Here is a 14,743-nt window from a genome sequence, read left to right as displayed (position 1 = left end):
AAGAATAGTCATAAATGAAAAACAATGTGGTGATTGAAATCACTTATTATGTGTCAGTTTTGAGAATAATAGGTATGGTATTTAACAGAGGACATTATAGAGCAGATGGCGAAGAATTTTTTGAGTAGGAAATTATCCACAGGGAATTATTATGATTTAGATAGTATACAAATTTATATTCTATCAATCTAAGTTCGCTTTTGAGTAGTTAGAAGTATATCTTTTATAGGAGGTTTTTATGGAATATGTTTATCATATGGTACCAGAAAAACTAAAAGGAGAATATTTAATCCCATTAAATGAGTTGAAAAGATTATATCCTAGTTTATACGGTGATTACATACAAAAATATAAAGACCATCCTCAAAGAGAGAACTTATTAACACGTAAAATACCGAAACTAGAATGTTTATGGAATGATGTTGTGCATTTTTTACCACTGCATCCTTATGAGATTTATAAAGCATTATTGGAAATAGGAGTAAACATCCATACAAATAAGCTATTTTATAAAATTCCTATTAGCGCACTGAAGGGTCAGTGTATGGCAATATACAAGTACTCAAAGCACAATTGGGGTGGACCAAATAGCGAATTAAAAGAATGTGAAATAGAATTCATCAATTTTAATGAATATAAAGAATTAAAGCAATTAAATACCTACACAAGAGAATATTATAGAGATGAATACAAAAATGGTAGGAGATTCGGGATGTTTCACTTAATTCCACATGTTCTTGTCAAAGGGAAAGTGGAGGTGAAACATATTGAAATCATAAATTGGAGTATTGATCCAGTTACTGATTAATGTTACAAGCATTCAAAAATAAGATGCCATTTTGAATTGATATTTGACTTAAAAGAATGGAAGAGTAATTAGATCTTATATGTAACAGTAAAAAAGAAGCTTACTAGAAGCTTCTTTTTTACTACTATTTTTCACATGCAACTCCATCGCCATCACGATCAAGATGTGAGTCATAACCTGGTTGTCCTTTATATAGAGGAGCTTTCCCGGCAGCTCTAACTGCGGCACAATTTTTGTAATATGCACTACTAGTATTTCCTGAAGCAGGTTGTGTTTGAGTTTGCTGTGATTTTTTCTGTTCCTCTTGTTGTTTGCGAGCTTGTTCATCAGCCAGACGTTTTTGCTCTTCTTGTTGTTTACGAGCTTGTTCATCAGCCTGGCGTTTTTGCTCTTCTTGTTGTTTACGAGCTTGTTCATCAGCCTGGCGTTTTTGTTCTTCTTGTTGTTTACGAGCCTGTTCATCAGCCTGGCGTTTTTGTTCCTCTTGTTGTTTACGAGTTTGTTCATCAGCAAGACGTTTTTGTTCTTCTTGTTGTTTACGAGCTTGTTCATCAGCCTGGCGTTTTTCATCCTCTTGCTTACGAGCTTGTTCATCGGCTTGACGTTTCTCATCTTCTTGCTTTTGAGCTTTTTCGTCCGCTTCTTTCTTTTCTAGTTCTTTTTTCTTCTCGCTATCTTTTTGTTCTGCATTGTTAGATGCAACTTGTTTACTAGTTGCTGTCGTTTTTTCAGAAGTAGGGTTTGAAATACTTGATAACGCACCAAAAATAACAAATAAAATAGCACTGATAATAAATTGTTTTTTTGCTACACCTGTCTTTTTAATTACAGATAAGATTGCTAGTACGAGGAAGAAAACAAATAAAACAAAACTTAAAATAGAAAAAAATTCAACAATTGGGTTATTAGCAGTCTCAGCACTAGTTATTATTAATACAATCGAAATCATAAAAAGAATAACGGCAGGACGACCATACTGTTTTGCTTTTCCATTTTTTTTAAAGAATGAAATGATACATAGAATTAAAAGAATAAAAGCAATTAAAAATAAAGCTGTACCAATATTACTCAAAATCGCCATTTCTATACCTCCATTTGTAAGATTTTCATTGCTAATTATATAGGAATTTATTGGGTATTACACGATTTATATAAAATTAGTAGTTCTAATAGACTGATAAACATTTATTCGAATATAGGAGAAAATGGATGTATTTCCTATTACATTTTTGAATAAAATCCATAAAGTATAATATACGGATTGAAAGGAGGAGATTTGAATGGAATTCCAATTGTTGGTGACTTGTATATTACAAGAAGGTAATGCTTTCTTTTTAGTAACGAAAGTAGACGATGTTATTACATTGAAAGTACCAATTACAGCGGGAGTAGCAGGTTTATTCTTAGCTTTAGGTGTACCAAGATGTTCTTAATTTAAATCTCTAGAGTAGAAAGAGGAGGACAAGCCTCTTTCTACTAATACATAATTATTTTATGTAAACTAAAGTATTCTTTTTGTAATAGCACGTTTAAAATGGACATGCATATACTATAATGTTTCATTGGATGTTTGTGATAAAAGGTAGTTTTAAATAGTACATTCAGTGATATTTTTTTAGCTATGAAAATAAAAGAGGTGCTATTATATATGAAAAGAAGAACATTTGATATTCCAGTCACATTACGAAGAGAGTGGTTTTTAATTGAATTGGCCCATTTAACGAAAAAATATGGAATTGAAATTGCAACTAGCAAAATGGAAGCTGCACCGTTTTTAAGAGATCAAGTTACGGAATCAAAAATAGGGTCAGGGCTCCAATACGATAAATATGATGATGAGTATATCATTGAAAATTAAAGGATAAGAGCAAAACAAATTTCTTTATAACAAAATATAAAATAAAGCAGATTCTAAATATGGAATCTGCTTTATTATGAAATACTTTTAGTCAACTAACCTCTTTCTAGTGTTTTTCCTACATATTTCACTTGTGTTATTCCAAAAGATTCACGAAGAATGCGAGCATAATCTTTTGATTCTATTGGACGTTTATTTTTGGTGCCTTTAAAGGTTTCTGTATAATTTTTATTTGTTAATGATATGTGACCATAATTAGTTAATTTACAAGTGATAGCTCCTTTATTAAAAGGAGATTCTTTATGTTCTACAATGACTTTTTGAATGTTATTCACCTTTTGCTCATCTATTGGATCTAAAGTGAAGGCATAGCCTATTTTCCATTCATCTGAAGGTTCAGATTGTAAAAAATTTGTAGATTCCCCGTTAGCTCCTTTTCTCATTTCTAAAATGTGTGTACCTTTTTGAGTAGTTCGTTTGCGAATTCGATATTCACCCGTTTGAGAAGATATGACTTCTCCGCTAAAAGGGACTGGATGTAAAGGTAGGTGAGAGGCAAAACCGGCATCTATAACATAATCTTTTTTATTATGATGTAATATGATAATGACATGACCATCATCAGGTTTCCATTTATTATCGTAAAGGTCATAAACAGTACCGGCTACTTTATATACTTGAAATCCACAATCCATTAAAAAGTAATATAGTAAGGAGTTTAATTCATAACAAAGACCGCCTCGTTTTTGAATAAGTAACTTTTCTACTAAGTTATTTTTTGAGATGTTTTTAATAGTGCCAGCCATAATATCAAGATTTTCATAGGGGAGAATCATTCCCATGTTTAAGAGAATTTCATCTAAATCATTAAATGTTATTTCTTTTGCAGGAATTTTTAGTCGTTTAAAAAACTCCTTTTGTAAATTGGTCATCATAAAGCATTCTCCTTTCTTTTTACAGAATTATCTTCTGCTCACCGATAGGTTAGTACTTCTGAAAGTTTAATTCAAGTCTGCGAAAATTATCATAATATATGTTTCTGGAAATATTAGTATCTATTCATAAAATTCAGTTTAATATTTAATGATAGGAAAGTCTTACAATATTAGCTTCTATTTTGTTTAGTTTGTATTTAATTAAATAAAAGCACATATATTCATTAACTTTTTTTATAACTAGCTGGTAATAAAGTGTTTTTTTACTAAAGTTTTTTCAAGATTTGTATGCTTTATATAAACAATAATAATTGGGGGATATTAGATTCAGTAAAGTTAACAATTGTTGAGAAACTTTTTTGTAGCATTCACTCAAAAGGAAGAGATAGAAACAAAGAGAATAACGTGTGTTAAGGAAGAAGGGGGACTAGTAATCTCTTAAGAATAGGGACAGGATCTTGTTTAAGTACAAAGATTATTTAGTATTAAGAGAGAAGATAAAAAATATTACAACGAGCACCTTCTTTCAAAAAAAAGTGGGGGGAGTAACATGCGATTGATGAGAAGATGTGTTGTCTTACTAATTGTATTTTTTATCATGGTTCCAATGATTAGCACAAATGTGCGAGCAGACGTTGTAAAAGAGCTTAAAACAGGCTTTCCAGATCAAGAAGTCTTTACACCTGGAGAATGGTTTTTAGGTCAAAAACCTGCTAATTATGATGAAAGTAAGCCTCCAATTCTCTTTGTGCAAGGAAGGAATGGGAATGCTGATAGTTGGTATGGAAAGACAGTGTATCACGATATAAATGATATGTATGACTATGCTTTGAAAGCAGGCTATCAAACAGTATTTATACAATTATATGATGCTGCTGGGAAAGGATCAGCTAGTCAGTGGGATAACGGAAAATTGTTAGCACAAAAATTAGAAGAAATATATAATCATTTCGGTAAAAAAGTTAATATTGTAGCACATAGTAAAGGTGGTATCGATACACAAGCTGCATTAGTAGGATATGGGGCAAATCGATTTGTCGGAAATGTTATTACACTTGCGACGCCACATCATGGATCAAACTTAGCGGATTTATCATATAGTTGGTGGGCAGGATGGCTTGCTTCTATATTAGGTCAAAAAGATGATGGTACGTATTCATTACAAATGGGCGAAATGGCAAAATTTCGTTCAACGATTGATAATAATCCAGCAGCTAAATTAAACCGTTATTATACAGTTACTGGGACTAGCTGGGGCCCTGTATTTTCGGCGTTATCAATGGGTGGATTATATTTGTCATCATACGGTTCAAATGATGGACTAGTAAATGAGTGGAGTGCTAAGCTGCCGTATGGAACGCATTTATTTACAGATTCTAGATTTGATCATGATAATATACGAAAAGGATCTGCTGTGTTCTCACGAATTGAACCATATTTACGTACGTCAAATGTAGCCGTACCAGATTTAGTAGCATCCAGCACTAGTTCAAATGAAAACATAGAACCATTAAATACAACTTCAAACCAAAACATTTTAGGCGGAGAATTGCCACAAAATCAGTGGATAGAGCAAACTGTTGCGGTTGATAAAAAGGCAGAAGGAATTGTTTCTATATTAACTGCTTCGTCGGATGTAGAAGTACAAATGATATCACCAAAAGGAAAAGTGTATACAAATAAGGATAGTGTTATAACTACTGGTGAAGATGAATCTTTCTTTGGTGGCGCGACAATTAAAACATTTAAATTTGATAAAATGGATGTAGGAGAATGGAAAGTTAAAATGATGGCGAAGCAGTCGAAAGATGCATATTTAGTTGTAAGCGATTACAAAACTGGCGCACCATTTGTTCTTCAAATGCCTACAAAAGTAAAAGCAAATAAATCTGAGTATAAACTGAAAAAATCACCTGTGGCACCTGAAATGAAAGGAAATCTTTCCCTAACAGTAAGAGTCGTGAATAAAGAAGGGAAACTAGTCTCTGAATATAATGAATTACAAAATGTGAATAACAATACATTTACTGGTGCTTTGAAGGACATAAAGCAACCAGGAGTATATAACGTTACGATGGATATAAAAGGGATGAATAAAGAAGGACAACCATATAATCGTACAATCGTTAAGTCGGTTTATGTGGAGAAATAAGAAAGAATGAGAAAAAAGTACCGAATTTTTGTAGTAGTAAAGTTCGGTGCTTTTTCATGTTTATTAGATTAACAAAAAGGTACAAAGGGAATTTTTGAAGGCACAAAGGTTAAGTATTTGGTAGAGAATTCTTGGAATGTAGCAGGAATGCTTTTTATATTGTAATTGCACCTGCAAAAGTAAAACGAGTATCTTCAGTTACAATGATGTGATTATTTAAGTGAATTTATGTCTTTTGAATATTTGTATATATAAGGTTTGGAGTCGTTGACCTTTATTTACGTAGCACGGCAGGAAGAAGAGAAAAAGTATCGAATGAATGTACATATGTAGTATTGTTTGCTTTTGGTGTGAATAGTAGTTAAAGATACGTTGAAATATTTTATACGGTAACAAAAGAGTAATTAAATAATAGAGGGAGCAACTTACATGGAAAATATATTAAAGGTATCTTCAAAATCAAGCCCCAATTCGGTCGCAGGTGCAATAGCAGGTGTACTAAGAACAAGTGGAAATGTAGAAATTCAAGCGATTGGAGCGGGTTCATTAAACCAAGCGATTAAAGCAATTGCAATCGCAAGAGGATTTGTTGCTCCAGGTGGTATTGACTTAGCCTTTGTTCCAGCATTTCAAGAGGTTACTATTAATGATCAAGAAAGAACGGCGATTAAATTAATTATAGGTCCTAGAAAGAAAAGGTAACTGCAGTAATTTACTATTGAAATGACATTTAATATAACAAACAAAAAAGTGTCACAAATGCTATAAATCAGGTATTTGTGACACTTTTTTTATTTTAAAGGAAATGAATAACCTTAAAACGGCTCATTCTTCTCCCAAGATTCAACGATATAGTATGGGAAACCTTATTATATCAAGGTTTTTAAGTGGTGATTTCCCTCGATGCTCACATTTTGCTCACATTAAATCTTTTCATTTGTTATCAGGTGTTTTCATTAGATTTTATTATGCTCTCGAAGTTTTCCGCTGCTTGTTGCTGCATGTTCTGTGTGATATGACTATACTTGTCTAAAGTCATTTGAATAGATGAGTGTCCTAAGCGATCTTGTACGATTTTAGGGTGTTCTCCAGCCTGAAGCATGAGTGTAGCGTGAGTATGTCGTAAGTCGTGTATACGAATCCGAGGAACACCAGCTTTTTTATAGTGATCATTCAAAAAGCGATAAGGAGCATCTATATGTAAGGGCGAATGTATCGTATTGCCGGTGAAAATAAACGCCTCTTCATTCAAATGTATACCCCAGCGGAAAAATTCTTTCTTTTTATAGGAGTAGTAGGATTGTAACTTTTCTATAACAAAAGAAGAGATACTAATGCTTCTATTTGAAGACTTAGTTTTTGTAGCAGCTTTAAATAGTCCTTTTTCTGTTTTTACAAGTGATTTATTAACCAGGATACGATTATTATCAAAGTCAATATCTTTCCATGTTAGTGCAAGTAATTCCCCGCGTCTCATACCTGTATAGATTGCAAGTAAGAAGAACATATGATACTTAATATTTTTTTCTTTTAGATACTGGAGGAATCGATTACATTCTTCGCTCGACCATGTTTTCATCTCACCTTGCTCTTCACGTGGTTTTTTAACCTTATTCATTATATTATCATGTATGATTTCCCATTCTACAGCGTGTTTGAAAATGCATCTTAGGCAGCGGTGGATATTGCTGATTGTACCATTTGATAGTCCTTTTTCCTTAAGTTCAGCATAGTAGCTTTGAATCATTACAGGTTTAATACTTTTAATTTTTTTATAACCAAAAGGGGGAAGGATATAGAGTCTAATTAAGCTCATGTCTTTTTCATAAGATGTAATTTTTAATTCAGCTTTTCGAAGAGGTTTTAGTTTTTCCCATACATCTAAAACAGTTAATTGTTTGTCATCAAAATATATGCCTTTCTCTATCTCCGTAATCATCGTTGCAGCAGCATTTTGGGCTTCCTTTTTTGTTCTAAATCCACTTTTACTTTTTTGCTGGCGTTTTCCTGTTGCCGGATCTATACCGATATCTATTGTAAAAGACCACGTATTTCCACGTTTACGAAAACTTCCTTTCATATTCAACACCTCCTGTATCTTTATTTTTGAAAATTACAGTATTGTGATATTTGATTCTGTAATTTACTTGCTAATAATTGATTTTCATAATGTAAAAGCCTTTTTTCAGCAAACTGTGTTGTTACATTAAACTTTTCTGAGATTATATATGCTTTTAACTGTAGGGGAGGAAGCTTTCGTAACATAAAAGTAGGTACACAAAATTGTTGTGCGAAGTTTTTAGCCTTTGCTTCTTGATAATTTAGAAACATTTGATGCATTAATAGTTGATTACCTGAATGAAATAGGATATGACAAGTCTCATGGCCAAAATCCTCCCATTGTTCTTGCTGAGAGATACGATTATCAATAACTAAGTTAGCTATTTGATTTCTTTCCATTGCATGACTTCCAAACGGAGCAAAGTACAGCCAAATGTTTAGCTTTTTCGCAATCTCTATCATATCTATTTGTTCAGGAACAATAATAGATATGGATTGGTACAAGTGCTGGATATAGTCTTCAAGTTGTGTTGTGTAGTAGGGTTGCGATTGAAACATATTTTCACTCCATTCATATTATAAGAACGTACGTTCTTATAATATGACAAAAATAAAAAAAATGGAAGGCTGGATAAAGAAAGAAGTATAGAAGTTTAAGAAACATATAAAGAGATTAATTGTAAGTGGCTGAAAATGAAGCTTTAGATAGAAAAGGGAAATATTAATTAACACATATAATAATAACTGTCTATGCCTAAGAAAATAAGATAAAATATATATGGAAAATTATTCTGTAGTTTTCGTATTTTTGTAAAATTAAATGTTGAAATATAGAAGAATATTAATTTTAAAACCATGGTGAAAATTTAAAGGTTAGCTATTGTGACATAAAAGATTGCTTTTGTTTTTATGTTAGTCTCATGTTGGGTAATCTATCTACCAATTTATGAATGATAGTCCATCATATGTTTGGAATAATAGAAATGAGGAATGATGTGCTTTTACAGCGCATATTAAACTATACCGCAATTTAATTAATACACTATGGAAAGCAAAAAGTAATTATTTATGAATTAGGAGAGTTTAAAGCAGGAGGTAATAATTATGGCATTACATAACGCACACGAGGGATATGAGTACCAAGATTTATTAACTATTTATTGTATTTTAAGAGAGCTTATTAATGAAAATAAGGCAGAATTCAAAATAGATGAAAAGATATTTGAGGAAGATAAATTTGATGACTTAAGAATTCTTAAAGAGAACATGATAGAACAGATGCAAGTCAAATATAGCAATGAAGATGTAAGTTATACTTTGTCCAAAACGGATTTAGCAGCCAAAGGAAATCATAAGATTCCATTAGATTTATTGTTTAATTCCTGGAAAGAAACGAATAAAATCTTAGAGGGTAAAAATTTGGAGTATAGGCTTTGTTTGGCTTGGAATCCTCCTATTGAAGATGATAAGATTCAGGATGTTATATTTGAAAATAATAGTTTAAATAAAACTTTTGAGGATACAAAAATATATCAAGTTGACGTCAATAAATTATGGCCAGTTGGAGGTAGACCGTTAGTCTCATGGCAAAGGTTACGTACAGAATCTGAAAAAATAGATAGAGAAGAATTTAGGGAATTTTGTAATAGCTTAATTATTGAAGTTAATTTCCCAAAGGCTAGTTTAGATATAGAGAGGCCGGGTCAATTAGAAAAACAGGTAGCACTTCTTGTTGAAAAATTAGGAATTGGAAAATATCCTAACAATAATATAAATATAAATGAGGCAATATTAAAATTAGCGCATTTGGTTAAATCCGTAAGGGCAAAATCTAGAGACGAGAAAATTAGAACGAATTATATAATCAGTTATCTTAATTTAGTAACGGATTATGGTAGCATAAATCAATTTATAAAAATTGACCAAAATAAAAATGTAAAAACAGAAAATGTGTTCAATGAATACATTGAAAAATTAAATGACTCGAACAAATTAGTTGTATATGGTAATCCAGGTTCCGGCAAATCTTGGTTTGTGGAAAACATCTCCGAATATTTAGAGGGTAAAGGATATATGACAGTAAAGCATTACTGTTATACACAATTAGGAGATGAGGAGGATTATAAAAGAATAAAAACTAGTTCATTATATGGGAATCTAATAGCAGATATTCTTAACAGGTTTCCGGAATTGAAACAGGACAAACCCACAAAATATGGTGTGGATAAAAGCGAACTTGAATATTTGTTAAATCAAATTCAAGAAGAATGTGTGATATTTATTGATGGTCTAGATCATATAGAGAGAATTTATATGTTGAATAGTGAAAAGTTAAATAGGTCCGAAATTTCTATAGTGGAAGATTTTGCAACTTTAGAAATTCCAAGTAATATAAAGGTTATCATCTCAACACAACCAATTCAAGAAGAATCTCTACTTGTAGAAAATGGGTACAGTATAAAAGAGTTGGAAAATTGGGATAATGAGCAAATCAAAATTTTGATGGGAAAATATAATGTTGAAAATATAAAACTAGAAACTGAATTTTTATCACAAATGTTATTAGCTAAGAGTAACGGAAACCCATTATATCTAACATATTTATTAGAGGAAATAAAAAAAGAAGAATTTATAGTTAAAGAAAAAATTGATTTATTGCCGCCATATTCTGATAATTTGGATGAGTACTATAAATATTTATTAAATGAGTTAGAAGACATGCTGGTAGTAAATGTTCTTTGTGGTGCTAATTTTAGTATTAGTATGACGGAATTAAAAGAAATCACAGGTTTAGGAGAGTATGTAGAGAAAGTTATTAGTGTACTTAGACCAGTATTAAGACATAACTTAGCCTCTGGTGGAGTAATTATTTATCATGAAAGTTTTAGAAGGCATATTATAGAGAGATTAAGAGCTCAAGGAGTTATGGTTAAAAAGATAATCTATCGAGATTTAATTGAATGGTTTGAAGAGAAAGGATTTTTGCGTCATCCTAAGGCGTATCGATATTATTTACCTGTTTTGTTAGAAGTAGGAGAAACAACCAAAATTATATCTTTATTGGAACGTTCATTTGTGGTGGATAGTTATTATTATGGCTATCCTAAAAAGTTAGTTGAAGGGAATTATAAAATTTTCTTAAAAGCAGTTACTATTCAAATGGATTTTGAGAAAGTTGTTTTATTATCTGAGATGGGTAATCAACTTGCTTCTACGATAAGTGAGGTGGAAGCAAATTATGGATTATATTTTCAAGCATTGGGACATGTTCATGGATTCGAACAATTAAAAAGTTGTTTAGTTTATGAAGATAAACCTGTATTTAGTCAAGAAATAGGATTAAAAGGATGTTATATTTGTTCGGAAAATGGTGTCATGCCTAATTGGGATGCCTATTTATTTTTAAATGATACAATATCTATTGAAAATTATAAATATTTTATTAGAGGGATTTTTGACAGTAATAACGATGAATTAATTAGAAAAGAAATGCTTTCTATATCCGATTCGGAGCTTAATGCATTCAAGGAACAATTTGTCCAGGAATACATAAATCATCATGATTTAGAATATCTCAAAAATGAAATTCAAAAATTAAACGATTTGAATTGGGAAAAATTCATAAAATATTACGAGGGAAAATTTAGTGTTTCACAAGAATCAGCGGAATACTCTGGGATTTCCAAGGATGTGTTAGATATTAGGCGTTTACGTGAAGAGGAAATTGAGGTTGTTACAAATTTATTTAATCAAATTAACTTAGCTATAATTAAACAGGAATTTGATGAAATTAAGGAGTTTATAGAAGAATTAAAAGGAAGGAATTGGTTTTTTAATTGGTTAATATTCACTGTAGAATTGAAATTGTTACAATATGAATCTACTAGTGGGTCAAAAGAGAATTTAGAAGAAAAAGTGAAAGAATACTTTAATCTACTTGAGCTAGATACCAATCCCTTTAAAGGGGAACCCAGGGTTGTAGATTTACACAATATAACAGATTTAATCCATCAAACATTTAAAGATGGATTAAATTTAATTAATACAAAAGAAACGTGGAATTACATAATTGATATTTTAAATAATGTTAGTATAAAAACTTCTTCTAGATTGCAAGGGGCTTTAGTAGGCCCTTTATCGAGCGAAAAACTAATTGAATTACTTTGTAATAATATTAAACCTGAAAACATTGAAAAGGTAATCGAAATAATAAATTATTATCAAGATGGAGAAGAAAATCAGGCATTTTATTCGTATTTAGCAGAGTATGCATTTAGAATAGCGATTTTATATTCAAAAATAAATCAAGCGGAACAAGCAGAACATGAATATAATAAAGCGATTACATATCTTACATCTTATACATTCCATAAAGATAGAACATTAGATCAGTTAATAGATTCATTTGATTCAATAAATGCATTAGATTCTACTTTAGCTAATACGTATATATATAAAATAAACACATTAGTAAACACTGTACTATCTCATACAAATGGTAAGGAAACAAGGTGGTATCCTATTTACTGGTATGAAAAGTTTGTGAATTTAGACTATAAGAATGCATTGCTATTTTTTAGATCGCGATTATTAGAAAGCACACCTAATAGAATTACTGAAAAAATGCTAATTGGTTTAATAACTAAAATTCCAGAAACGCAAATCACGGAAAAATGTTTGTTACTTAGAACCTTCCCTAATAAAATGTCAGATGAATTCATTAAATTATATATTGACTTAATTTATAAGCTTGATGAGTTAGATTATAGTCATATGGCAAGAATTTCTTTTTCAGATTTGATTAGTAGATTTGACTTTCAAAGTTTAAATTTAAAGGATATTTCTAAGAAGAACATTTCAAAAATGTACTGGCTTGCTAAAAGTTTGAATTACAATTGCGAAAAATTAGAAAGATGGTTTATCATCAAAAATAGTATTATTGAGAAACAAGAGGACAATAATTATTTACAAAATGGAATTATACATCGAAAAAGATTTTCTGACATGTCTACACAAGAATTTATAATATATTTTGAGAAAAATATATTAGTTGAAGAAGATATGAACGCATTTATATATTACTTGAGTTCAAACGCTTATGAAGACGATGAACTCAAATATATAATAAAAACTTTAATATGTAGGAATGAGCGATTTTTAGGGCGAAATGAACATATTAAAAATCTAAAAAAGTCATTTGAAGTTTTCTTATCAAATGATTTAAAAGCATATATGTTAACATGTGTATTTTGTGTAGAAGAAGATGGATGGTTAAATCGGTTCGTAAATATTGACGTTTTTGCTGAAGCCTACGAATTAGATAAAGAAATTACTATAAACACCCTATTTGAATGTATATATGAACATTTAGAAAGGATGGGATATCATAATTCTATAGGTTCATATCTAATTAACGCTTTAACAAAAATTAATTACGATAAAGAAATGGTAAAAAATATGTGGGGAGAGCTATACAATATTATTAGTTTTCGACTACCTGAAAAAATAGAATTAAATTGGGATAAAATATTACAAAATGATTTTGAAATGGATAATACTGAGTTATTACAATCAATAGTGCTTACTAGATTGAACCATGGAGAATTAGTACGACAAAAAATCATTATTAGTGGAATTAGTTATTTAATGGAGCGAGAAATCCAGAAATTACAAAAGCCTTTAAAGTGGTTTTTTTCTAATAAAGATAAGTTTACTAATATCTCAATTATTTTAATTTTGCAGTTGATTTTGGAACAGGATGATTATAGTAGCGAGGAATTAAAGGGTACCCTATTAGAAATATACCCAGTTCCCAATTATATGATAAATATATTGTTAGAAGAAATTTGTGAAGTCTATATAGAAAATAAACCTAAATTACCACAAGTTCAGGTGAATTATAAACCTACAGAAAAGCAAAAAGAGATGTTAAAGGTCCAACATACCGAAGTAGGAAAAATAGATAGAGCTGGATTAGATATAAGTCAAATAACAGCGCAATTTTATAAAAAAATATATGGTGGACTAGGGGAGGAAATAGGAAGGCTATTTTATAATCGATCACAAAAAATATTAATTCCAAATATTTATGAGAAAGATATAATAATTTCTATAATAAATGAAGAATTGTATGAGTATGATAATAATGGGCTGTTAGATGATTATGATGAGTTAGAATTATATTGTTGTGTTGCTCCAGATATTAAAACTATAGTAGCATATGAAAATACATTATCTATTAGACCTCAGAATATGCTAAGACCGAAGCAATATCAACAAGATATCTTTGAAAATTATATTAAGGATGCAGATAGACAATGGGTTCGATTAGCTTATTGGGAAGAAGAGTTAGTTAAAAGAAATTACACTTCTTTCGAAATTCATGAAGTGTTACAAGGGATTGTATTTTGTGAAGAAAAGCTGTCATTACCTGTTGGTCATTTGTATACAAAAGATATTTGGGGGTATCCAGAAATTTTAGGTGTAAATAACGAAAAACCAATTTGTATGGATATGTTTAGCGACTCTTTTATAAATTACCGTATTCTATGGCTAAATCCATTATTTATAAAACTATTGGGTTTAAAAGTTAAAAGTATGAATTGTGGATTAAGTGCAGTAAATGAGCAAGAGGAAGTAGTTTTGTTGTTAAAAAGTTGGAAAACTTCCTATTTAGGAAATGATGAGTTTCCAAGTTATGAATTACCTTGTTTAAAAGGGAATGAATTAGTAATAAGAGAAGATTATTTTGAAAAACTTTGTTCAATAATTGGAAAAGCACCAAAAAAGCAGCTAATAAAAAAGAGTTATAAAATATAAAGGCTTGATAAAATGTACTCCTTGAATTTATTTATTGAAGAATGGTATGTGACTTTCAGTGAGTGGATTCATATATTAGAGAGGTGAAGTTTTTAAAAATGGTTTTTATA

The 14,743-nt window shown here is 30.5% G+C and carries 10 protein-coding genes; 6 read left to right on the top strand and 4 right to left on the bottom strand.

What is annotated here, in order from left to right; genetic code table 11:
* Positions 1–238: 238 nt before the first annotated feature.
* Positions 239–808 (top strand): hypothetical protein, encoded by a 570-nt coding sequence (locus AC0L0O_RS14485; protein WP_000456975.1) that lies wholly within the window; start codon positions 239–241, stop codon positions 806–808.
* A 124-nt stretch (positions 809–932) separates the two neighbouring features.
* Here the strand turns inward: AC0L0O_RS14485 and AC0L0O_RS14480 are convergent, their stop codons facing one another.
* Complete coding sequence (locus AC0L0O_RS14480) at positions 933–1,889, bottom strand: excalibur calcium-binding domain-containing protein (RefSeq protein ID WP_000996485.1); 957 nt, start codon at positions 1,887–1,889, stop codon at positions 933–935.
* A 199-nt stretch (positions 1,890–2,088) separates the two neighbouring features.
* On the opposite strand from AC0L0O_RS14480, the gene exsG reads away from it, so the two are divergent.
* Both exsG and AC0L0O_RS14470 read left to right on the top strand, forming a co-directional pair.
* Entirely contained in the window at positions 2,089–2,241 is a 153-nt protein-coding gene (exsG, locus tag AC0L0O_RS14475; RefSeq protein ID WP_000395678.1) for an exosporium protein ExsG, read from the top strand.
* Positions 2,242–2,456: 215 nt separating this feature from the next.
* Positions 2,457–2,666, top strand: a complete 210-nt coding sequence (locus tag AC0L0O_RS14470; RefSeq protein ID WP_000830253.1) for a hypothetical protein — start codon at positions 2,457–2,459, stop codon at positions 2,664–2,666.
* Between the two features lie 95 nt (positions 2,667–2,761).
* Here AC0L0O_RS14470 and AC0L0O_RS14465 read toward each other — a convergent pair whose 3' ends face one another.
* Entirely contained in the window at positions 2,762–3,601 is an 840-nt protein-coding gene (locus AC0L0O_RS14465; RefSeq protein ID WP_000988909.1) for an arylamine N-acetyltransferase family protein, read from the bottom strand.
* Between the two features lie 550 nt (positions 3,602–4,151).
* On the opposite strand from AC0L0O_RS14465, the gene AC0L0O_RS14460 reads away from it, so the two are divergent.
* Together AC0L0O_RS14460 and spoVS are read left to right on the top strand one after the other, a co-directional pair.
* A complete protein-coding gene (locus AC0L0O_RS14460; RefSeq protein ID WP_428888694.1) occupies positions 4,152–5,753 on the top strand; it encodes an esterase/lipase family protein in 1,602 nt (533 codons plus the stop codon).
* Between the two features lie 429 nt (positions 5,754–6,182).
* Entirely contained in the window at positions 6,183–6,455 is a 273-nt protein-coding gene (gene spoVS, locus AC0L0O_RS14455) for a stage V sporulation protein SpoVS (protein WP_000427803.1), read from the top strand.
* Between the two features lie 241 nt (positions 6,456–6,696).
* Here the strand turns inward: spoVS and AC0L0O_RS14450 are convergent, their stop codons facing one another.
* Entirely contained in the window at positions 6,697–7,833 is a 1,137-nt protein-coding gene (locus AC0L0O_RS14450) for a site-specific integrase (RefSeq protein ID WP_473785844.1), read from the bottom strand.
* 20 nt (positions 7,834–7,853) lie between these two features.
* Positions 7,854–8,372, bottom strand: a complete 519-nt coding sequence (locus tag AC0L0O_RS14445) for an ImmA/IrrE family metallo-endopeptidase (protein WP_473785843.1) — start codon at positions 8,370–8,372, stop codon at positions 7,854–7,856.
* 546 nt (positions 8,373–8,918) lie between these two features.
* Here AC0L0O_RS14445 and AC0L0O_RS14440 point away from each other — a divergent pair.
* Entirely contained in the window at positions 8,919–14,633 is a 5,715-nt protein-coding gene (locus AC0L0O_RS14440) for a P-loop domain-containing protein (RefSeq protein ID WP_473785842.1), read from the top strand.
* Positions 14,634–14,743: the final 110 nt, after the last annotated feature.

The sequence above is a fragment of the Bacillus sp. GS3m_15504 genome, assembly GCF_055825275.1.
The sequence above is the reverse complement of the archived record's forward strand: the minus strand, read 5'-3'. Positions and strand labels throughout refer to the sequence as shown.

Coding starts and splice junctions, on each gene's coding strand:
- AC0L0O_RS14485 (WP_000456975.1), top strand. CDS start 239: ATGGAATATGTTTATCATATGGTACCAGAAAAACTAAAAGGAGAATAT.
- AC0L0O_RS14480 (WP_000996485.1), bottom strand. CDS start 1,889: ATGGCGATTTTGAGTAATATTGGTACAGCTTTATTTTTAATTGCTTTT.
- exsG (WP_000395678.1), top strand. CDS start 2,089: ATGGAATTCCAATTGTTGGTGACTTGTATATTACAAGAAGGTAATGCT.
- AC0L0O_RS14470 (WP_000830253.1), top strand. CDS start 2,457: ATGAAAAGAAGAACATTTGATATTCCAGTCACATTACGAAGAGAGTGG.
- AC0L0O_RS14465 (WP_000988909.1), bottom strand. CDS start 3,601: ATGATGACCAATTTACAAAAGGAGTTTTTTAAACGACTAAAAATTCCT.
- AC0L0O_RS14460 (WP_428888694.1), top strand. CDS start 4,152: ATGCGATTGATGAGAAGATGTGTTGTCTTACTAATTGTATTTTTTATC.
- spoVS (WP_000427803.1), top strand. CDS start 6,183: ATGGAAAATATATTAAAGGTATCTTCAAAATCAAGCCCCAATTCGGTC.
- AC0L0O_RS14450 (WP_473785844.1), bottom strand. CDS start 7,833: ATGAAAGGAAGTTTTCGTAAACGTGGAAATACGTGGTCTTTTACAATA.
- AC0L0O_RS14445 (WP_473785843.1), bottom strand. CDS start 8,372: ATGTTTCAATCGCAACCCTACTACACAACACAACTTGAAGACTATATC.
- AC0L0O_RS14440 (WP_473785842.1), top strand. CDS start 8,919: ATGGCATTACATAACGCACACGAGGGATATGAGTACCAAGATTTATTA.